Origin of the sequence: Paraburkholderia sp. BR13439, from assembly GCF_040948805.1 — a bacterium.
GTDB classification, from domain to species: domain Bacteria; phylum Pseudomonadota; class Gammaproteobacteria; order Burkholderiales; family Burkholderiaceae; genus Paraburkholderia; species Paraburkholderia youngii.
In genome coordinates this window covers 195,421-213,665 of record NZ_JBFPKN010000001.1, presented here as the reverse complement: position 1 = coordinate 213,665, position 18,245 = coordinate 195,421, and the positions used below count along the sequence as shown (strand labels likewise).

General features: G+C 62.5%; 17 protein-coding genes. 12 read left to right on the top strand and 5 right to left on the bottom strand.

Annotation, left to right across the window (positions count from 1 at the left end; translation table 11 throughout):
* Positions 1–83: 83 nt before the first annotated feature.
* Positions 84–770 carry a response regulator transcription factor gene (locus AB3X96_RS00995; RefSeq protein ID WP_013090980.1) on the bottom strand — a complete coding sequence of 229 codons (687 nt, stop codon included), beginning with the start codon at positions 768–770 and terminating at the stop codon, positions 84–86.
* A gap of 149 nt (positions 771–919) precedes the next feature.
* Between AB3X96_RS00995 and AB3X96_RS00990 the strand changes: the two genes are divergently transcribed.
* Positions 920–1,144: a DUF3717 domain-containing protein gene (locus tag AB3X96_RS00990; RefSeq protein ID WP_176109909.1), complete on the top strand. Its 225-nt coding sequence runs from the start codon at positions 920–922 to the stop codon at positions 1,142–1,144.
* A gap of 104 nt (positions 1,145–1,248) precedes the next feature.
* Here AB3X96_RS00990 and AB3X96_RS00985 read toward each other — a convergent pair whose 3' ends face one another.
* Both AB3X96_RS00985 and phhA read right to left on the bottom strand, forming a co-directional pair.
* Complete coding sequence (locus AB3X96_RS00985; RefSeq protein ID WP_368588269.1) at positions 1,249–1,563, bottom strand: 4a-hydroxytetrahydrobiopterin dehydratase; 315 nt, start codon at positions 1,561–1,563, stop codon at positions 1,249–1,251.
* A 92-nt stretch (positions 1,564–1,655) separates the two neighbouring features.
* A complete protein-coding gene (gene phhA / locus AB3X96_RS00980; RefSeq protein ID WP_368588268.1) occupies positions 1,656–2,546 on the bottom strand; it encodes a phenylalanine 4-monooxygenase in 891 nt (296 codons plus the stop codon).
* Positions 2,547–2,692: 146 nt separating this feature from the next.
* Between phhA and AB3X96_RS00975 the strand changes: the two genes are divergently transcribed.
* Positions 2,693–3,184, top strand: coding sequence for an Lrp/AsnC family transcriptional regulator (locus AB3X96_RS00975; RefSeq protein WP_013090976.1), 492 nt, complete (start codon positions 2,693–2,695; stop codon positions 3,182–3,184).
* An 88-nt stretch (positions 3,185–3,272) separates the two neighbouring features.
* Here AB3X96_RS00975 and AB3X96_RS00970 read toward each other — a convergent pair whose 3' ends face one another.
* Both AB3X96_RS00970 and AB3X96_RS00965 read right to left on the bottom strand, forming a co-directional pair.
* Positions 3,273–3,809 (bottom strand): class IV adenylate cyclase, encoded by a 537-nt coding sequence (locus AB3X96_RS00970; protein ID WP_176380006.1) that lies wholly within the window; start codon positions 3,807–3,809, stop codon positions 3,273–3,275.
* Positions 3,810–4,048: 239 nt separating this feature from the next.
* Positions 4,049–4,948: a LysR family transcriptional regulator gene (locus tag AB3X96_RS00965; RefSeq protein WP_176380007.1), complete on the bottom strand. Its 900-nt coding sequence runs from the start codon at positions 4,946–4,948 to the stop codon at positions 4,049–4,051.
* Between the two features lie 147 nt (positions 4,949–5,095).
* On the opposite strand from AB3X96_RS00965, the gene AB3X96_RS00960 reads away from it, so the two are divergent.
* The 10 genes from AB3X96_RS00960 (at position 5,096) to AB3X96_RS00915 (ending at position 18,242) form a co-directional block, all read left to right on the top strand.
* A complete protein-coding gene (locus AB3X96_RS00960) occupies positions 5,096–6,649 on the top strand; it encodes a CoA-acylating methylmalonate-semialdehyde dehydrogenase (RefSeq protein ID WP_368588267.1) in 1,554 nt (517 codons plus the stop codon).
* Positions 6,650–6,787: 138 nt separating this feature from the next.
* Positions 6,788–8,503 carry a GMC family oxidoreductase gene (locus AB3X96_RS00955; protein ID WP_368588266.1) on the top strand — a complete coding sequence of 572 codons (1,716 nt, stop codon included), beginning with the start codon at positions 6,788–6,790 and terminating at the stop codon, positions 8,501–8,503.
* Between the two features lie 300 nt (positions 8,504–8,803).
* Positions 8,804–9,583, top strand: coding sequence for an ABC transporter ATP-binding protein (locus tag AB3X96_RS00950; protein ID WP_018418872.1), 780 nt, complete (start codon positions 8,804–8,806; stop codon positions 9,581–9,583).
* A complete protein-coding gene (locus tag AB3X96_RS00945; protein ID WP_176109915.1) occupies positions 9,580–10,338 on the top strand; it encodes an ABC transporter ATP-binding protein in 759 nt (252 codons plus the stop codon). Before AB3X96_RS00950 ends, AB3X96_RS00945 begins: the two co-directional genes overlap by 4 nt.
* Before the next feature lie 62 nt (positions 10,339–10,400).
* Positions 10,401–11,615: an ABC transporter substrate-binding protein gene (locus AB3X96_RS00940; protein ID WP_368588265.1), complete on the top strand. Its 1,215-nt coding sequence runs from the start codon at positions 10,401–10,403 to the stop codon at positions 11,613–11,615.
* A 190-nt stretch (positions 11,616–11,805) separates the two neighbouring features.
* Positions 11,806–12,690 (top strand): branched-chain amino acid ABC transporter permease, encoded by an 885-nt coding sequence (locus tag AB3X96_RS00935; RefSeq protein WP_368588264.1) that lies wholly within the window; start codon positions 11,806–11,808, stop codon positions 12,688–12,690.
* Positions 12,690–13,661, top strand: coding sequence for a branched-chain amino acid ABC transporter permease (locus tag AB3X96_RS00930; protein WP_368588651.1), 972 nt, complete (start codon positions 12,690–12,692; stop codon positions 13,659–13,661). The genes AB3X96_RS00935 and AB3X96_RS00930 overlap by 1 nt, the downstream gene beginning before the upstream one ends.
* A gap of 560 nt (positions 13,662–14,221) precedes the next feature.
* Positions 14,222–15,388, top strand: coding sequence for an ABC transporter substrate-binding protein (locus AB3X96_RS00925; RefSeq protein ID WP_368588263.1), 1,167 nt, complete (start codon positions 14,222–14,224; stop codon positions 15,386–15,388).
* A 417-nt stretch (positions 15,389–15,805) separates the two neighbouring features.
* Positions 15,806–16,966: an ABC transporter substrate-binding protein gene (locus AB3X96_RS00920; RefSeq protein WP_176380012.1), complete on the top strand. Its 1,161-nt coding sequence runs from the start codon at positions 15,806–15,808 to the stop codon at positions 16,964–16,966.
* Between the two features lie 220 nt (positions 16,967–17,186).
* On the top strand, positions 17,187–18,242 hold the full coding sequence (locus AB3X96_RS00915) for a branched-chain amino acid ABC transporter permease (RefSeq protein ID WP_368588262.1): 1,056 nt from the start codon (positions 17,187–17,189) through the stop codon (positions 18,240–18,242).
* Positions 18,243–18,245: the final 3 nt, after the last annotated feature.

Sequence of the window (18,245 nt, the reverse complement as noted above, 5' to 3'; positions counted from 1 at the left end):
CACGACGCGCAGCGGGCACAGCCGATGCGCGGCGCCGGTCCGGCGCCGTCAGGCCGCGACGCAATGCGCGGCCTTCACGACGATCATGCGGCCTGGCGGATTTCCTGCAACAGATAGCCAAAGCCACGCACAGTGACGATTTCGACACGGCAGTTCTCGAGCTTCTTGCGCACACGGTGCACGTAGACTTCGATCGCGGTATCGCCGAGATCGCCGCCGAAGTGCGTCAGGTGATCCTGCAATTGCGCCTTGCTGACGACGCGGCCGTGACGCAGCAGCAGCATTTCGAGCACTGCGAATTCGCGCGGCGACAGTTCGAGCGGTTTGTCGTCGTTGAAGATGCGGCGGTCGACGCCCGACAGCCGCACGCCACCCAGTGACACTTCCGGACGCGGCATGTCACCGTGCGGACCGCTGCGGCGCATCACCGCGCGAATGCGCGCTTCCAGCTCGGCCGGCTCGAACGGCTTCAGCATGTAGTCGTCCGCGCCGGAGTTCAGGCCTTGCACGCGGTCGTTCAATTCGTCGCGCGCGGTCAGGATGATCACCGGCGTGTGACGGTTGCTCTGGCGGAAACGCGACAGCAGCGTCATGCCGTCGATACCCGGCAGACCCAGATCGAGGATCACGAGTTCGTGGCGGTTTTGGGTGAGGGCCTGTTCGGCAAAGATGCCGTCATGGACCATGTCGACGGTGAAGCCGGCTTGTTCGAGACTGCTTTGGATGCCGCGTGCGATGGGGCGGTCATCTTCGATCAGAAGGAGTCGCATGGATTTCGCTCAAGTACAATGGGTTTAGGCGTTTTGGCAAGCGGTTCGCCGGGGCGCCTGCAACACAGCCAGCGTGCGACGCGGCGGCAGAGGCCCCACGAAGCAGCTGTCGAGCCGACTCGAAGCGCCGTGCCAGTCATCACGAAGTCATGTCCGAGATCAGCATTCACGAACTGGAAGCCGCGATCAACTTCTGGCGCGCCCGCTCACCTTCGAGCGGCGACGAACACGTTCTGTGCAAGGAGGCAAGCGCACTATCCAAGCCGTATGCGCTGCTGATTGTACAGCGTCAGAAGTCGCTATCACTCGATCGTTTTGACCCGATTGCAAGGCAGGCCTGGGAAGCTTACGTTCAACTTAAGGATAGCCTGTAGAACTGAAGGTTTGCCCAGGGTATTGCCTGCATTGTCCTTTCATTGTGGACCGATTACGCGGCAAGTTGTATATAAACACGCATAAGGGCCCGTAATTATTTGTATTAGGTAGTAACACTGTCGATGAATGTCGCAAGCGCGATGTCGCGTTCGGTCACGCCGTTCGCTTCATGGGTGGACAGCGTGATATCGACCTTGTTGTACACGTTGAACCACTCCGGATGATGATCCATTTCCTGCGCCTTGATCGCCACGCGCGTCATGAAGCCGAACGCCTCGTTGAAGTCGGCGAATTCGAAGCTGCGGCGAATCGCGTCACGCTCCGCCACGCTTTCCCAGCGATCCAGTTTGGCCAGTTGCTGGGTGCGCTCGTCGGAAGTCAGTTTCTGAATCATGGAGTTACCTCGTTGGTCGAACACGCTCGCCGGCAGGCGGGCGAAACCGGTATTTTTTCACGATTGCGCAACGCTCGCCGTGCGCCGGGCCGGGTGGGTCTAAGGCGGCTTGGCGTTTAAACGTCGCCGCTGGTTTGCCATCCCTCTCGGGTTCCGCGCGAGATCACGCGGTCGCCGTCGAGCACGTCGCCCGCTGCGTAGGCCGGTGCATTGGCGAGCTTCGCCAGCAGCGGCGCGAAGTCCGTTTGTGCGACGCGGAACAGTTGCGCGAAGTCATCGATGACGAAGTAGGTTTGCTGGAACGTATCGATGCGGTAACGCGTGCGCATCACACGTTCCAGCGCGAAACCGAGCCGGTTCGGCGCAGCGCTTTGCTGGCTGTATACCGTCTCGGCCTTGCTCGAGACGATGCCGGCGCCGTAGATCTTCACGCCGTTCGGACTCGCGGCATCGCGGATCAGCCCGAACTCCACTGTGTACCAATAGAGCCGCGCGAGCAGCGGCAGCGCGCGCGCTTCATTGGCGGCGAGCGCGGCGCGGCCGTACGCGTGCATGTAGTCGGCAAACACCGGGTTGATCAATAGCGGCACATGGCCGAACAGATCGTGAAAGCAGTCGGGCTCCTGCAGGTAGTCGAGCTGGTCGGGTCGGCGCATCCACCACGTAACCGGAAAGCGGCGATTCGCCAGATGCTCGAAGAACACCTGATCCGGCACGAGGCCAGGCACGGCGACGATGCGCCAGCCGGTTGAGGGCGTCAGCTTCGCGTTGACGTCGTCGAAAGACGGCACGCGCTCGGACGGCAGGCCGATACGCTCGACGCCCGCGAGGAATTCATCGCACGCACGGCCTTCCAGCAAGGCGGTTTGGCGCGCGTACAGCTGTTGCCAGACCGCATGGTCAACCGTGCCGTAGCGTTCGAGCGGCTGGTCGATCGTAAAGTCGGCTCGGGTCTCGAGACCGGCGTCGAACTGTTCTTTGAGTTTGGCGGTGCTGGCGGCGGACATGGCAAAGCTTTAACGGGGAAATCGCAGGAAATCGGTACATGCGAGTGTAGAGCGGAGTACATGCGGAAGGGGCGCAAGTTAGGCGTGAAAATCAAGAGTTATGCGATAATCGTGCATTAACTGGCCAATTTATGCGGGATGTCAACATGCTTGAACTCGACCACTTCGATCTCGCGCTGCTCGACGTGCTGCAGCGCTTTGGCCGCGCTACGCATCAGCAGCTGGCCGAGCAGGTGCCGCTGTCGCCGTCGCAGATTGGGCGACGGCTGCAGCGGCTGGAACAGGTCGGCGTTGTGGATGGCTATCGGGTCGTGTTGCGGCCGGAAAAGCTCGGCCTCGGCGTCACCGCTTTCACGAGCCTTAAGCTGAAGCATCACGGCGATTCGATCATCGAGCAGTTTCAGCAGCAGATCGACGTGCTGCCCGAAGTACTGGAGTGTCACGCGGTCGTCGGCGATGCCGACTATCTGCTGCGCATCGTCGCGCCGGATCTGAATTATCTGTCGACCTTCGTGATGAAGAAGCTGATGCGCGTGCCGGGTGTCGATAGCGTGCGCTCGAATATCGTGCTGACCACGTTCAAGCGCAATGGGCCGTTGCCGCTCGGGCATCTTGCGCCGGGGGCTGCGCCGGTTTGAAGGTTTTAGGCCGGTTGCCGGCGGGTGTCGACAAGCCGGCAGAGGGAGCCGCGCGCGTGCCGCCGCGGCCCCTGCAGTGACGCGATCCTTATGCCGCTCGCTTCGGCTCGTCGTCCGCATTCAGCAGATCGACATACGCGACCGGCACCAGATCCGCTTCGGATACGCCGAGGCTCTTGAACAGCGCTTCCGCTTCGGCGTGGCCGCCTTCTTCGTCGTCGTCCTGCGCGAGCACCACTTCGAGTTCGACGAAATCGCCGAGACCGTCGACGCGATCCAGATGAATCCGCGTGCGCCCGCTCAGATACACGTGCCGCTCTTTCGAGACGATGCCGCGCGTGGTCAGCGCGGTCGCGAGCAGCGCATGCATCGCTTCGGGATTCGTGACCGGACTGCGCGTGTAGTACGACGCCTTCGGGCCGTCGCGGTCGTCGCGCTGGTAGAAGATCAGTTCGGCCGGCGTGCCGTCGTCGAACTGGCGCAGCTTCAGGCGGCCGCGCGGCACGTCGTAGAAAAAGTCCTGCTGGCGAAAGATCAGCGGCGCGTCCGTCGCGAGCTGCGCGGCGCGCTCGCGCAGTTGGTCGAAATGCTGGGCGCGGGCTTTGATTTCGATGTTGCGTGCCATGTGGGCTCCTGTGGATGGGCGGAGTGATCGACGGCTTCCGGGGCCGCTGGTGGTGCCGGGGAGAAGCCGCCTGGAAGGACGAGGTCGGGCGGAACGGAAAGCGCTACGAGGGCGCTGCGCGAGCGCAAACCGACAATCTAGCAAAAACTTCGTGACGGAATGCTTTCAGCCCGGGCGGCAGGTGGGACGAGTGCGGGCATTAGCGAGACTCATATCGCAGCGCGTCAGACGGTCCTCGCTCAGATCGCCCACTGCTGATCGATCAGCTTCAAGGCCGCCGCGATCGCCGGCTCGTCTTTGCGCTCGTCGAGCGTGATGAAGCTCAACTGCGTCGGCACGGTGATGCCATCGACGATCGTCAGCGCGTGCGCATGCGCCTCGGCGATTGCGGTCGCGTCACGCGCAAGAGTGAGACCGACTCCCGACTTGACCAGATCGAGCATCGACGGCTCCTGGTCCACCTCGGCCACCTTGACCGGTTTCACACCCGCCTCGCCGAAACAGCGCGACAGCAGCCGGTTGTGCGCGGACGCCGGCGGCGTCCAGATCCACGGCAGCGCCGCGAGCGAGCGCCAGTCCCGCGCACCCTTCACGCGATCTTTCCAGCCCGCCGGCGCGAGCACGCGATACTGGAAATGCGTGAGCGTGACCGCGTGAAACGTGGCGCCGTCGCGGGTGTCGTCGTCGGAGGGCAGGCCGATGTAATAGCCGACGTCGAGCTCGCCCGCCCGAATCTGCTCGCGTACCCAGCCCGACATGCCGTGGCGCAGCGCGGTTTCGATCTGCGGCCAGGTCTCGACGAGTTGCTTCAGGAAGCCGCCCAGGCGCAAAAACTCGGGGTCGAGAATGGTGCCGATGCGCAGGCGCCCGCGCACTTCCTGGCGGAGCGTCTGCGCGGCGCGCTGTACGTCGGCTGCCGCGCCGAGCGCGCGTTCGGCGTGCGGCAGCAGCGCCTGGCCGTCGCGCGTCAGCGCGAGCCCGTGCGAAGTCCGCGTGAACAGCGTCACGCCGAGCGTTTCCTGCAAGTGCTTGATTTGCAGGCTGACGGCGGGTTGGGTCAGATGTAGCTGCACCGCGGCGCGCGTGAGGTTGCCCTCGCGTGCGACGGTGACGAAAGCCCTAAGCAGAGTCAGATCCATATCCTGATATTAGCGCGGCTTATAGCGCAGTTGAGCATTACTCATTGGATTTGTCGCTCGTAGACGCCGTACGCTGAGCGTTGAGCAATGCTTCGGCGCGCGGTATCGAGCGCGAAGCGGGAGATTTCACAGCAAAAGAGGAACGAGATGAGCGAGACATATTCCGACGCAACCGCGCAGCACGACGCCGCACGCAGCGCGGCGAGCGCACGCGCGCTGAGCCATTTCATCAACGGCAAGACCGTCGAAGGCACGAGCGGGCGCTTCGGCGACGTCTTCAATCCGGCGCTCGGCAGCGTCAGCGCTCGCGTGCCGCTCGCGAGCGTCGCCGAGGTGGACGCTGCTGTTGCCGCGGCCAACGCCGCGTTTCCCGCGTGGAGCGAAACCGCGCCGATCAAACGCGCGCGGGTGCTGTTCAAGTTCAAGGAACTGCTTGACCGCCATCACGACGAACTCGCGGAGCTGATCACGCGCGAGCACGGCAAGGTGTTTTCCGACGCCAAGGGCGAAGTGATGCGCGGCATCGAAATCGTCGAATTCGCGTGCGGCATCCCGAACCTGCTGAAGACCGATTTCACCGATCAGATCGGCGGCGGCATCGACAACTGGAATCTGCGGCAGCCGCTCGGCGTGGTCGCCGGCATCACGCCGTTCAATTTCCCGATGATGGTGCCGTGCTGGATGTTCCCGGTCGCGCTCGCGTGCGGCAACACCTTCGTGTTGAAGCCGTCCGAACGCGATCCGTCCGCATCGATCCGGCTCGCCGAACTGCTGAAGGAAGCGGGCCTGCCGGACGGCGTGTTCAACGTCGTGCACGGCGACAAGGTCGCGGTGGATGCGCTGCTCGCACATCCCGAAGTGAGCGCGCTGTCGTTCGTCGGCTCGACGCCGATCGCCGAATACATCTACACGGAAGGCACGAAGCACGGCAAGCGGGTGCAGGCGTTGGGCGGGGCCAAGAATCATCTCGTCGTGATGCCCGACGCCGATCTCGACCAGGCCGTCGACGCCCTGATCGGCGCCGCCTACGGTTCGGCCGGCGAGCGCTGCATGGCGATTTCGGTGGCGGTCGCGGTGGGGCATATCGCCGATGAACTGATCGAGCGTCTGACGCCGCGCGTGAAGAGCCTGAAGATCCTCAACGGCATGGAAGCGGCGGCCGAGATGGGGCCGCTCGTCACCGGCGCGCACCGCGACAAGGTGGTCGGCTATATCGACGCCGGCGTCGCCGCGGGCGCCAAGCTCGTCGTCGATGGACGCGCTCATCAGGTCGTGGGGCACGAGAAGGGCTTTTTCCTCGGCGGGACGCTGTTCGACGAAGTGTCGCCCGACATGAAGATCTACCGCGAAGAAATCTTCGGACCGGTGCTGTGCGTCGTGCGCGTGCCCGACTTTGCCTCGGCGGTCGAGCTGATCAATGCGAATCAGTTTGCGAACGGCGTGTCGCTATTTACGTCGGACGGCGGCATTGCGCGCACGTTTTCCCGGCAGATCGAGATCGGCATGGTCGGCATCAACGTGCCGATTCCGGTGCCGATGGCCTGGCATTCGTTCGGCGGCTGGAAGAAGTCGCTGTTCGGCGATCATCACGCGTACGGCGAGGAAGGCGTGCGGTTCTATACGCGCTACAAGAGCATCATGCAGCGCTGGCCCGACAGCATTGCGAAGGGCGCAGAGTTCACGATGCCGGTCGCCAAATAAGCTGGCGGCTTTGCGCCGCATCAAGTCGGCGAACGCGCGAGCAAAAGAGTAAAAGCGAATAAAAGCGCGTCGCGGCATCAGCGTGGAAGCGATCGAGCTTCCACGCCTGCGCTGCAAAAATGCTTAGGAGACTGAACGATGGGTCATACCGACAGTACGCCTCGCGCCGCACGGCGGCTCGAAGGCGAGTTCGACTACATCATTGTCGGCGCGGGCACTGCGGGCTGCGTGCTGGCGAACCGGCTCACCGAAGATCCCGAGATCCGCGTGCTGCTGCTAGAAGCCGGCGGGAAAGACGACTATCACTGGATTCATGTGCCGGTCGGCTATCTGTATTGCATCGGCAATCCGCGCACGGACTGGCTGTACAAGACTCAGGCAGAGCCGGGTCTGAACGGCCGCACGCTGTCGTATCCACGCGGGCGTGTGCTCGGCGGCAGTTCGTCGATCAACGGCATGATCTATATGCGCGGTCAGCGTGAAGACTACGACGAGTGGGCGCGTGTGACCAACGACAGCACGTGGTCATGGAACGCGGTGCTGCCGGTGTTCAGGCGCAGCGAGGATCACCACGGCGGCGCCAACGAAGCGCACGGCGCGGGCGGACCTTGGCGCGTCGAGAAGCAGCGCCTCAAATGGAAGATTCTGGAAGAGTTCGCGCAAGCCGCGCAGCAAACCGGCATTCCCGCCACCGACGATTTCAATCGTGGCGACAACACCGGCGTCGGCTACTTCGACGTCAACCAGAAGCGCGGCATTCGCTGGAATGCGTCGAAGGCGTTTTTGCGGCCCGCGTTGAAGCGGGAGAACCTCACAGTTATTACCGGTGCCCACACGCAGCGTGTCGTGTTCGACGGCCGCCGCTGCACCGGAGTCGAATATCGTGGCGCCGATGTCGACTATGTCGCCAAAGCGCGTTGTGAAGTGATCCTTTCCGCCGGCGCGGTCAACTCGCCGCAACTGCTCGAATTGTCCGGCGTCGGCAATGGTGCACGTCTGCAGAATCTCGGCATCGAGATCGTTCAGGATCTGCGCGGCGTCGGCGAGAATCTGCAGGACCATCTGCAACTGCGCATGGCGTTTCAGGTGGAGGGCGTGCGCACGTTGAATACGATGTCCGCGCACTGGTGGGGCAAGCTGATGATCGGCATGCAGTACGCGTTGTTTCAGAGCGGACCGATGTCGATGTCGCCGTCGCAACTCGGCGCGTTCGCGAAGTCCGATGCCGACGATCGCTCGCTGACCCGACCCGATCTCGAGTATCACGTGCAGCCTTTGTCGCTCGACCGCTTCGGCGAACCGCTGCATCGCTTCAATGCGTTCACGGCGTCGGTGTGTCAGCTGCGCCCCACGTCGCGTGGCAGCATTCATATTGCGTCGGCCGATGCGTCCGCACCACCATTGATCGCTCCCAATTATCTGTCGACCGGGTACGACCGCCACGTCGCAGCAAACGCGCTACGTCTGACGCGCCGCATCGTCGCGGCGCCCGCGCTCGCGCGCTATCTGCCGCGGGAGATTCTGCCGGGCCTGCAGTATCAAAGTGAAGAAGAATTGCAGCAGGCCGCGGGCGCGGTCGGCACGACGATCTTCCATCCCGTCGGCACCTGCCGCATGGGCACGACCGACGATCCCGCCGCGGTCGTCGACAACCGGCTACGGGTTATCGGAGTCGAGGGCTTGCGTGTCGTCGATGCATCGGTCATGCCCAACATCACGTCGGGCAACACCAATTCGCCGACGCTGATGATCGCCGAACGCGCGAGCGACATGATCCGCGAGGATCGTCGCGCGCGCGTGAGCGGCAACATCGCAGCGCAAATGGGTGTGGCTGCGTCGATGTCGTCTGTGTGACATGCAACGTGCGATGGAAACTGAGCGGATCGGTCATGTTTTCCGCCGCGTACGTGAAGCGTGCTAACCGCATGCCACGAGCGCGCGGCGCGGGCCTCGTTCACTTAGTGCAAATCCCAATGAATGCGCTGCATCATTGGGGCGACAATGGCAGCCATGCTGCGTGCCGCGTCATGATCACCGTCCGTATTGGTGCAGCACGCCAACGAGCGGCAAGGGGTGCCGCCAACATAACAAGTCGCGCAGAACTTCGCGCGGAAAGATCGTAGTGCTTCGCCTTTACTCCGTATGGAAGGGAACATGATTCTCGGCGATACGATTCTCGAAACGCGCGGCCTCACCCGCGAGTTCAAAGGCTTTGTCGCCGTGAACGGCGTGAATCTGCGCGTGCGCCGTGGCTCGATCCATGCCCTGATCGGGCCCAATGGAGCGGGCAAGACCACCTGCTTCAATCTGCTCACCAAATTTCTCGAACCCACCGCGGGCCAGATCGTTTTCAACGGTGTCGATATCACCGGCGAACGTCCGGCGCAGATCGCGCGGCGCGGCATCATCCGGTCGTTCCAGATTTCCGCGGTATTTCCGCATCTGACGGCATTGCAGAATGTGCGCATCGGGTTGCAGCGCTCGCTCGGCACCGCGTTTCACTTCTGGAAGAGCGAGCGTACGTTGCGGCGTCTGAACGATCGCGCGATGGATCTGCTGACTCAGGTCGGCCTGACCGATTTCGCCGATGTGTTGACGGTGGAGCTCGCCTACGGCCGCAAGCGCGCGCTCGAAATCGCGACCACGCTCGCGATGGAGCCCGAACTGATGCTGCTCGACGAGCCGACGCAAGGCATGGGTCATGAGGACGTCGACCGCGTGACTGCGTTGATCAAGAAAGTATCGGCGGGCCGCACGATCCTGATGGTCGAACACAACATGAATGTGATCGCCGGTATCTCCGACACGATCACCGTGCTGCAACGGGGTGAAGTGCTCGCCGAGGGCAGCTACGCGGAAGTGTCGAAGAATCCGCTCGTGATGCAAGCCTACATGGGCAGCGCCGACGCGGCGCTCGCCGGAGCCCACGCATGAATACGACGGTCGAGCGCGAAGGCCTCGAAGCGAACGAAACGAAAAGCGGCGCGCCCGCGCTGGACATCGCGGGACTGCAAGCCTGGTACGGGGAATCCCATATTCTGCACGGCGTCGATCTGTCCGTTGGCCGTGGCGAGGTCGTGACGCTGCTCGGGCGCAATGGCGCGGGCCGCACCACGACGCTGCGCGCGATCATGGGTCTCACGGGCCGCCGTACCGGCTCGATCCGGATCGATGGACGCGAAACGATTGGCCTGCCCACGCATCGCATCGCGCATTGCGGCATCGGCTATTGCCCCGAAGAGCGCGGTATTTTTTCGAGTCTGTCGTGCGAGGAAAATCTGCTGCTGCCGCCGCCCGTCGGCGACAAGGCGCACATGATGTCGCTCGAGGAAATCTATGCGATGTTCCCGAATCTGCACGAGCGGCGCATGAGCCAGGGCACGCGGCTCTCGGGCGGCGAACAGCAGATGCTCGCGGTCGCGCGGATTCTGCGCACCGGCGCGAATCTGCTGCTGCTCGACGAAATCTCGGAGGGGCTCGCGCCCGTGATCGTGCAGGCGCTTGCACGGATGATCATCACGTTGAAGGCGCGCGGCTACACGATCGTGATGGTCGAGCAGAACTTCCGCTTCGCGGCGCCGCTCGCGGATCGTTTCTATGTGATGGAGCACGGCATGATCGTCGAGCATTTCGGGGCTAGCGAGCTCGAAGGCAAGATGCCGGTGCTGCACGATTTGCTGGGCGTATAGACACGGACACGCACGCGCCCGACTGCCTCTGATAACCACAAGCGAAGAACCAGGAGACATGCATGAAAAAGAACCCACTCGCGCGAATTGCCTCACTCTGCTTCGCGGTCGCCGCCGGCGCCGCACTGACGCTGGGCAGCGCGCAAGCGGCCGACGATGCCGTGAAGATCGGCTTTATCACGGATCTGTCGGGACTGTACGCGGATATCGACGGGCAGGGCGGTCTTGAAGCGATCCGGATGGCGGTCGCCGACTTCGGCGGCAAGGTCAACGGCAAGCCGATCACGGTGCTGTACGCGGATCACCAGAACAAGGCGGACATCGCGGCGTCGCGCGCTCGCGAATGGTTCGACCGCGATGGCGTGGACGTGGTGATCGGCGGCACCAACTCGGCGACCGCTCTGTCGACGAACACCGTCGCGGGCGAGAAGCACAAGGTCTACATCAACGTCGGCGCGGGCGCCGATACGCTGACCAACGAGCAATGCACGCCGTACACGATCCACTACGCATACGACACCACCGCGCTCGCAAACGGCACGGGCTCGGCGGTTACGAAGCAGGGTGGCAAGACGTGGTACTTCCTGACCGCCGACTACGCGTTCGGGAAGGCGCTCGAAAAAGCGACCTCGGACGTCGTGAAGGCGAATGGCGGTCAGGTGCTCGGCTCGGTGCGTCATCCGCTGTCGGCGTCGGACTTCTCGTCGTTCCTGTTGCAGGCGCAGGCGTCGAAGGCGCAGATCCTCGGCCTCGCGAATGCGGGCGGGGACACGATCAACTCGATCAAGGCCGCGAAGGAATTCGGCATCACGAAGACGATGAAGCTCGCCGCGCTGCTGATGTTCATCAACGACGTGCACAGCCTCGGTCTCGAAACGACGCAGGGTCTCGTGTTGACCGACAGCTGGTACTGGAACAAGGACGCCGACACGCGCAAGTGGTCGCAGCGCTACTTCGACAAGATGAAGAAGACGCCGTCGAGCCTGCAGGCTGCCGACTACTCGGCGGCGATGAACTATCTGAAGGCGGTGCAGGCGGTGGGCTCGACCGATCCGGACAAGGTGATGGCGCAGTTGCGCAAGACGAAGATCGACGACTTCTACGCGAAGGGCTACATCCGTCAGGACGGCAGCATGATCCACGACATGTACCTGATGCAGGTGAAGACGCCGGCCGAATCGAAGGAGCCGTGGGACTACTACAAGATCATGGCGACGATTCCGGGCGATCAGGCCTTCACGACCAAGGCGCAGACTCGCTGCGCGCTGTGGAAGTAAGCACGGGAGGGCAGGATGCGGTCCAGGACCGCGCAGACCTGAGAGAACCGCCGGCGCTGCAGCGGTACGCGCTGGCGGGTAACCGTTTCAGAGCCGCACGCGATGGGCAGCGTCGCCGCACGTCGCGTGCCGGCCGGATCGTGCGTTACCGATCTCACCTTGACGATGGCTTGAAGGGCTAAGGGCTTCAATGGACATCTTTGGCGTTCCGCTGCCGGCGATGCTGAGCCAGCTTCTGCTCGGACTCGTGAACGGCTCGTTCTACGCGATTCTGAGCCTCGGGCTGGCTGTGATTTTCGGCCTGCTCAACGTGATCAACTTCGCGCATGGCGCACTGTTCATGCTCGGCGCGATGCTCGCGTGGATGGGGCTGTCGTATTTCAATCTGCCGTACTGGGTGATGCTCGTGCTCGCGCCGCTGATAGTCGGACTCGTCGGCGTCGCGATCGAGCGCTCGATGCTGCGCTGGCTTTACAAGCTCGATCATCTGTATGGCCTGTTGCTGACGTTCGGCATCACGCTCGTGATCGAAGGCGTGTTCCATTCGATCTACGGCTCGTCGGGCCAGCCGTACGACGTGCCGTCGGCGCTGTCGGGTGCGACCAATCTCGGCTTCATGTATCTGCCGAACTATCGCGGGTGGGTGGTCGTCGCGTCGTTGATCGTGTGCTTCGTGACATGGTTCGTGATCGAGAAGACACGGCTTGGCGCGTATCTGCGAGCGGGCACCGAAAACCCCAAGCTCGTCGAGGCATTCGGCGTCAACGTGCCGCTGATGATCACGCTGACCTACGGCTTCGGCGTCGCGCTCGCGGCGTTTGCCGGCGTGCTCGCCGCGCCGGTGATTCAGGTCTCGCCGCTGATGGGCCAGCCGATGATCATCACGGTGTTCGCGGTGGTCGTGATCGGCGGCATGGGTTCGATCATGGGCTCCATTCTGACCGGCCTGATGCTCGGCGTAGTCGAAGGACTGACGCGTGTGTACTACCCCGAGGCATCGGCGACCGTCGTCTTCGTGATCATGGCGCTCGTGTTGCTCGTGCGTCCGGCGGGTCTTTTCGGCAGGGAAAAATGATGCAGAGAAAAGTGCTCTACGGTCTGCTGCTGATCGTGCTGCTCGCGGTGCCGGTGCTCGGCATCTATCCGCTCTTCGTGATGAAGGTGCTGTGCTTCGCGCTGTTCGCGGCCGCCTTCAATCTGCTGATCGGCTACACGGGCTTGCTGTCCTTCGGCCATGCGATGTTTCTCGCGTCGGCCGGTTATGTGACCGGCTATGCGATGCAGACGCTCGGCTTTTCGCCTGAGGTGGGCGTGCTGAGCGGCACCGCGGCGGCCACGCTACTTGGCCTCGTCGTTGGCTTCTTCGCGATTCGCCGTCAAGGCATCTACTTCGCGATGGTGACGCTCGCGCTCGCGCAGATGGTCTACTTCGTGTTCCTGCAAGCGCCATTCACGCACGGCGAAGACGGTCTGCAAGGCGTGCCGCGCGGAAACCTGTTCGGCCTGTTGAGTCTTTCGTCCGATGTCGCGCTGTATTTCGTCGTGCTCGCGGTGATCGTCCTGGCGTTCCTGCTGATCGTGCGGATCGTGCATTCGCCGTTCGGGCAGGTGCTCGTCGCGATCAAGGAAAACGAGCCGCGTGCGGTGTCGCTCGGCTACGACACCGACCGATTCAAGCTGCTCGCCTTCATTCTGTCGGCCGGTATCGCGGGTCTCGCGGGTTCGCTGAAGGTGCTCGTGCAAGGCTTCGAAACGCTGAGCGATGCCTATTGGACGATGTCCGGCCTCGTGATCCTGATGACGCTGGTGGGCGGCATGGGCACGCTGTTCGGGCCGCTGCTCGGCGCCGCGCTGATCGTGTCGCTCGAAGACCGGCTCGGCGATATCGGCTCGGCGCTCGCGTCGATGACCGGCATCGAGTGGTTTCGCTCGCTCGGCGAATCGGTGACGATCGTCACGGGGCTGATTTTCATCGCGTGTGTGCTGGCGTTCCGGCGCGGCATCGTCGGTGAGATCGTTGCGCGGGTGCGACCGTTGCGGGCCTGACATTGTGGCTGCCTGGTCCCGCTCGGGAGGGCACGTGCTTGATGCAGTGCGATACGCGATTGCTTCGATCTCCGATCTAATTGCGGCTTGTGCTGAAGGTCCGCCGGATCAGGGGTGTGGGCGAACCTGTGGCGAACCTTGTGATGAAATGGGCATAACGCGCCCCAATCCGGTGCCGCAGTGCACCACTAGGGTAATTGCTAGTTGTGACTGCTGGGGTCGTCGTTTAATCTTCATCCAGTTCTGATGCACCACGAATTTGCAGGTGGAGAACGAGGAGACAATTGAGGCACTAAGTGCCCTGAAGAAAGCGCTGTTGGATTGATATCCAACAGCGCTTTTTCATTTGTGTTTTTCGAATTACTTGATGCGATCTCCCGCTTATTTCGCGCGCCATTTTTTATTCTTAGGCAGCCGCTGCAGCTAAACATCACAAGCCTTCGAAACGCTTGCAGCACGGCACTTGCGTCCGCTAAACTCGCTATTCACCGACCACTGGGTTGGCAATTAAATCCGTGGATTTAATTGCAATTGAATAACGGATTTAATTGAGGAGCAGGATGAAGTCGGCATTGCGTTGGATCAGCGCGGCATTGGTCGCCACCGGGGCTTCGGCTGCATGGAGCGGCCATGCATTCGCGGACGTGAAAATCGGCGTCACCGTGTCGGCAACAGGGCCGGCCGCATCGCTCGGTATTCCGGAAAAAAACACCATTGCGCTGCTGCCGAAAGAAGTAGCGGGCCAGAAGATCGACTACATCGTCCTCGACGACGCAACCGATTCCACCCAGGCGGTCAAGAACGCCCGCAAGCTCACGAGCGAAGACCACGTCGATGCATTGATCGGCTCGACCGTCGTGCCAAATTCGCTCGCCATGATCGACATTGCCGCCGAAACCTCCACGCCGATGATCTCGCTGGCCGCGGCCGCGGGCATCGTCGAACCGATGGACGCGAAACGCGCATGGGTCTTCAAGACGCCGCAAAACGACATTCTGATGGCCACGGCGATTGCGCAGCACATGGCCAATCACGGCGTGAAAACGGTCGCGTTCATCGGCTTTTCCGACGCGTACGGCGAGAGCTGGTTCAAGGAATTCAGTAAAGCCGCTGACCTCGCGAAGATCAGGATCGTCGCGAACGAGCGCTTCGCGCGCAACGACGCGTCGGTCACGGGCCAGGTGCTGAAGATGATGTCGCAGAATCCGGACGCGGTGCTGATCGCCGGCGCGGGCACGCCGGCCGCACTGCCGCAGAAAACGCTGAAGGAGCGCGGCTACAAGGGCAAGTACTATCAGACGCACGGCGTCGCGAACAACGACTTCCTGCGCGTGTGCGGCAAGGATTGCGAAGGCACGTGGCTGCCCGCCGGCCCGCTGCTGGTCGCCGAGCAATTGCCCGAGGCGAATCCGGTGAAGAAAAGCGCGCTCGCGTACAAGCATGCGTATGAAACGGCGTACGGCGCGGGTTCGGTGTCGACGTTCGGTGGTCATGCGTGGGACGCGGGTCTGCTGCTGCAGCGTGCGATTCCGCTCGCGTTGAAGAAGGGACAACCGGGTACGCCGGCATTCCGCGACGCGCTGCGTGCCGCAGCCGAAGGCACGAAAGATGTACCCGCGTCACACGGCATCTTCAACATGAGCGCGAACGACCACGCCGGACTCGACCAGCGGGCGCGCGTGATGGTGCAGATCGTCGACGGCAAGTGGAAGCTGGCCGGCGACTGAGCGAAGGCTCTGCGCCACGGGACCTCATCGAAAAAGACGCGTGCAGTTGACGCGTCTTTTTTATTACCCGGGGCAGGTGTCTGCAGCGCTTAAAAGTGTGGTTTCGGTGCTTCAGGACAAACCCGCATTTAGCGCACGCTCTCTTGACCGTCGATAATGCAGAACGCAAGCTACTAACATATTAGTGGTTTATGAAAGTCTGGTTGGAATGGAGCCGTGGCAAAGAAACGCGGCGTATGACGCGAATGCGCACTCGCGCGACGTGAGAGGAGCGGTACCCGACAAAGCGGGGAAGGTATGCGCGCCGAGCAGGGAAAACCATGCTTGGCACACCTGAACTCGCTCACTAGATTCAGACACCCGGCCCAGCAAGCCGGCTTATAGATAGGCGCTTTTGAAGGCGTTTGGAGACTCGCAATGAAAAAGACAAGGCATTGGGTACGCACCGGCATCGCGATGGCGCTGATGTGCGGCGCGGGGGCGGCATTCGCGCAGGTGAAGATCGGCGTCACGTTGTCGACGACGGGGCCGGCCGCGTCGCTCGGAATTCCTGAGAAGAACACGATCGCGTTGTTGCCGAAGGAGATCGGCGGCAAGAGCGTGCAATACATCATCCTCGACGACGGGTCGGACACCAGCAAGGCCGTGCAGAACACGCGCAAGCTGATCGACGAAGACCACGTCGACGCGATCATCGGCTCGACCGTCACGCCGAATTCGCTCGCGATGCTCGATCCGGCCGCTGAGGGCAAGACGCCAGTGATCTCGCTCGCGGCGTCGGCAGCGATCATTCAGCCGATGGATGCGAAGCGTGCATGGGCGTTCAAGCCGCCTCAGAACGACAGCCTGATGGCCGACGCAATCGCCGATTACATGCAGCACCACGGCGTGAAGACGGTCGGCTTCATCGGTTTCTCGGACGCCTATGGCGACAGCTGGAACTCGACGTTCGAGGCCGTCGCGAAAGCGCACAACCTGAAGATCGTGTCGAACGAGCGCTTTAACCGCACTGACGCTTCGGTGACGGGCCAGGTGCTGAAGACGATGGGCGCGAATCCCGACGCGGTGCTGATCGCGGGCTCGGGTACGCCGTCGGCGCTGCCTGCCAAGACGCTGAAGGAGCGTGGCTACAAGGGCAAGATCTATCAGACGCACGGTGTCGCGAACAACGACTTCCTGCGTGTATGCGGCAAGGATTGCGAAGGCGAACTGCTGCCGGCTGGTCCGATTCTGGTCGTCGATCAATTGCCGGATTCGAACCCGGTGAAGAAGTCGTCGGAAGCCTATAAGAACGCCTATGAGAAGGCTTATGGCGTGGGTTCGGTCGCGACCTTCGGCGGTCACGCATGGGATGCCGGCCAGATGTTGCAGGCCGCGATTCCGGTCGCGCTGAAGACCGCACAGCCGGGTACGCCCGAGTTCCGCGTGGCGCTGCGCAACGCGCTCGAAAACATCAAGGAGCTGCCGGTGTCGCACGGCATCATGAACACCACCGCGAACGACCACAACGGCCTCGACCAGCGCGCGCGCGTGATCGTGCAGATCGTCGACGGCAAGTGGAAGCTGCAGAACGACTGAGACGATTTACAAAAACAACTAGCGGTACGCGCCTCTCGCGCAATCTGCGGTGCATGACGCCGCATTGCCATTGTGTTCGATGACAATGGTATCGACCGCCGCGCCGTGACCCGGCGCGGCGGTTGTCTTTTCAGACATTGCAGATGGATGGCCGGCTACGCGCCGCGCCGTAACGACTGTTTCCCGGTTTTTCGATTTCGACGCTTCAGGACGAGGAAGTATGGATCTATCAATTGCGGCGATCCTCGCGCAAGACGGCATCACGACCGGCGCGATCTACGCGCTGCTCGCGCTTGCGCTGGTGCTGGTGTTCTCCGTCACGCGGGTGATCTTCATCCCGCAAGGGGAGTTCGTTTCGTACGGCGCGTTGACGCTCGCCGCACTGCAAACGCAGAAGTTTCCTGCCACCTGCTGGCTGTTGATGGCGATGGGCGCAGCATGCTTCGTCGTCGAGACGGTGGCCGTATTGCGGCATGCTGAGCGGCGTCGTCATGCGGCGCGCACGCTGCCTGTGCTGGCAGGGAAGTACCTGCTGTTTCCGATCGCGGTCTACGCGCTCACGCGCGGCATCTTCCTGCAGCCGCTGCCGATGATCGTGCAGATCGCGCTGACGCTGCTGATCGTGATCCCGATGGGTCCGTTCGTTTATCGCCTTGCCTATGAGCCGATCGCGGAGGCGGCCACGCTGCTGCTGTTGATCGTCGCGGTGGCCGTGCATTTCGCGATGGTCGGTCTCGGCCTCGTGATGTTCGGCGCCGAAGGCTCGCGCACCAACGCGTTTTCCGATGCGACGTTCAACGTGGGCACGTTGTCGATCTCCGGGCAGAGCCTGTGGGTGATCGGCACCGCGGTCGTGCTGATCGGTGCGCTGTATCTGTATTTCGATCGCTCGATCTCGGGCAAGGCGTTGCGCGCGACGTCGGTGAACCGGCTCGGCGCACGGCTCGTCGGTATCGGCACGACGCAGGCGGGACGCCTCGCGTTCACGCTGGCGGCAGGACTCGGCGCACTGTGCGGCATCCTCGTCGCGCCGCTCACGACGATCTACTACGACTCGGGCTTCCTGATCGGTTTGAAGGGCTTCGTGGGCGCGATCATCGGCGGTCTGGTCAGCTATCCGCTCGCGGCGGCCGGCTCGATTCTCGTCGGTCTGCTGGAGTCGTATTCGTCGTTTTGGGCCAGTGCTTATAAGGAAGTGATCGTGTTCACGCTAATCATCCCGGTGCTGCTGTGGCGCAGTCTTGCGAGCCCGCATGCCGAAGAGCAAGAGGAGTGACAC

Excerpts from the sequence above, each read along its gene's own strand:
- AB3X96_RS00995 (WP_013090980.1), bottom strand. The coding sequence starts at position 770 with ATGCGACTCCTTCTGATCGAAGATGACCGCCCCATCGCACGCGGCATC.
- AB3X96_RS00990 (WP_176109909.1), top strand. The coding sequence starts at position 920 with ATGTCCGAGATCAGCATTCACGAACTGGAAGCCGCGATCAACTTCTGG.
- phhA (WP_368588268.1), bottom strand. The coding sequence starts at position 2,546 with ATGTCCGCCGCCAGCACCGCCAAACTCAAAGAACAGTTCGACGCCGGT.
- AB3X96_RS00975 (WP_013090976.1), top strand. The coding sequence starts at position 2,693 with ATGCTTGAACTCGACCACTTCGATCTCGCGCTGCTCGACGTGCTGCAG.
- AB3X96_RS00970 (WP_176380006.1), bottom strand. The coding sequence starts at position 3,809 with ATGGCACGCAACATCGAAATCAAAGCCCGCGCCCAGCATTTCGACCAA.
- AB3X96_RS00965 (WP_176380007.1), bottom strand. The coding sequence starts at position 4,948 with ATGGATCTGACTCTGCTTAGGGCTTTCGTCACCGTCGCACGCGAGGGC.
- AB3X96_RS00960 (WP_368588267.1), top strand. The coding sequence starts at position 5,096 with ATGAGCGAGACATATTCCGACGCAACCGCGCAGCACGACGCCGCACGC.
- AB3X96_RS00955 (WP_368588266.1), top strand. The coding sequence starts at position 6,788 with ATGGGTCATACCGACAGTACGCCTCGCGCCGCACGGCGGCTCGAAGGC.
- AB3X96_RS00950 (WP_018418872.1), top strand. The coding sequence starts at position 8,804 with ATGATTCTCGGCGATACGATTCTCGAAACGCGCGGCCTCACCCGCGAG.
- AB3X96_RS00945 (WP_176109915.1), top strand. The coding sequence starts at position 9,580 with ATGAATACGACGGTCGAGCGCGAAGGCCTCGAAGCGAACGAAACGAAA.
- AB3X96_RS00940 (WP_368588265.1), top strand. The coding sequence starts at position 10,401 with ATGAAAAAGAACCCACTCGCGCGAATTGCCTCACTCTGCTTCGCGGTC.
- AB3X96_RS00935 (WP_368588264.1), top strand. The coding sequence starts at position 11,806 with ATGGACATCTTTGGCGTTCCGCTGCCGGCGATGCTGAGCCAGCTTCTG.
- AB3X96_RS00930 (WP_368588651.1), top strand. The coding sequence starts at position 12,690 with ATGCAGAGAAAAGTGCTCTACGGTCTGCTGCTGATCGTGCTGCTCGCG.
- AB3X96_RS00925 (WP_368588263.1), top strand. The coding sequence starts at position 14,222 with ATGAAGTCGGCATTGCGTTGGATCAGCGCGGCATTGGTCGCCACCGGG.
- AB3X96_RS00920 (WP_176380012.1), top strand. The coding sequence starts at position 15,806 with ATGAAAAAGACAAGGCATTGGGTACGCACCGGCATCGCGATGGCGCTG.
- AB3X96_RS00915 (WP_368588262.1), top strand. The coding sequence starts at position 17,187 with ATGGATCTATCAATTGCGGCGATCCTCGCGCAAGACGGCATCACGACC.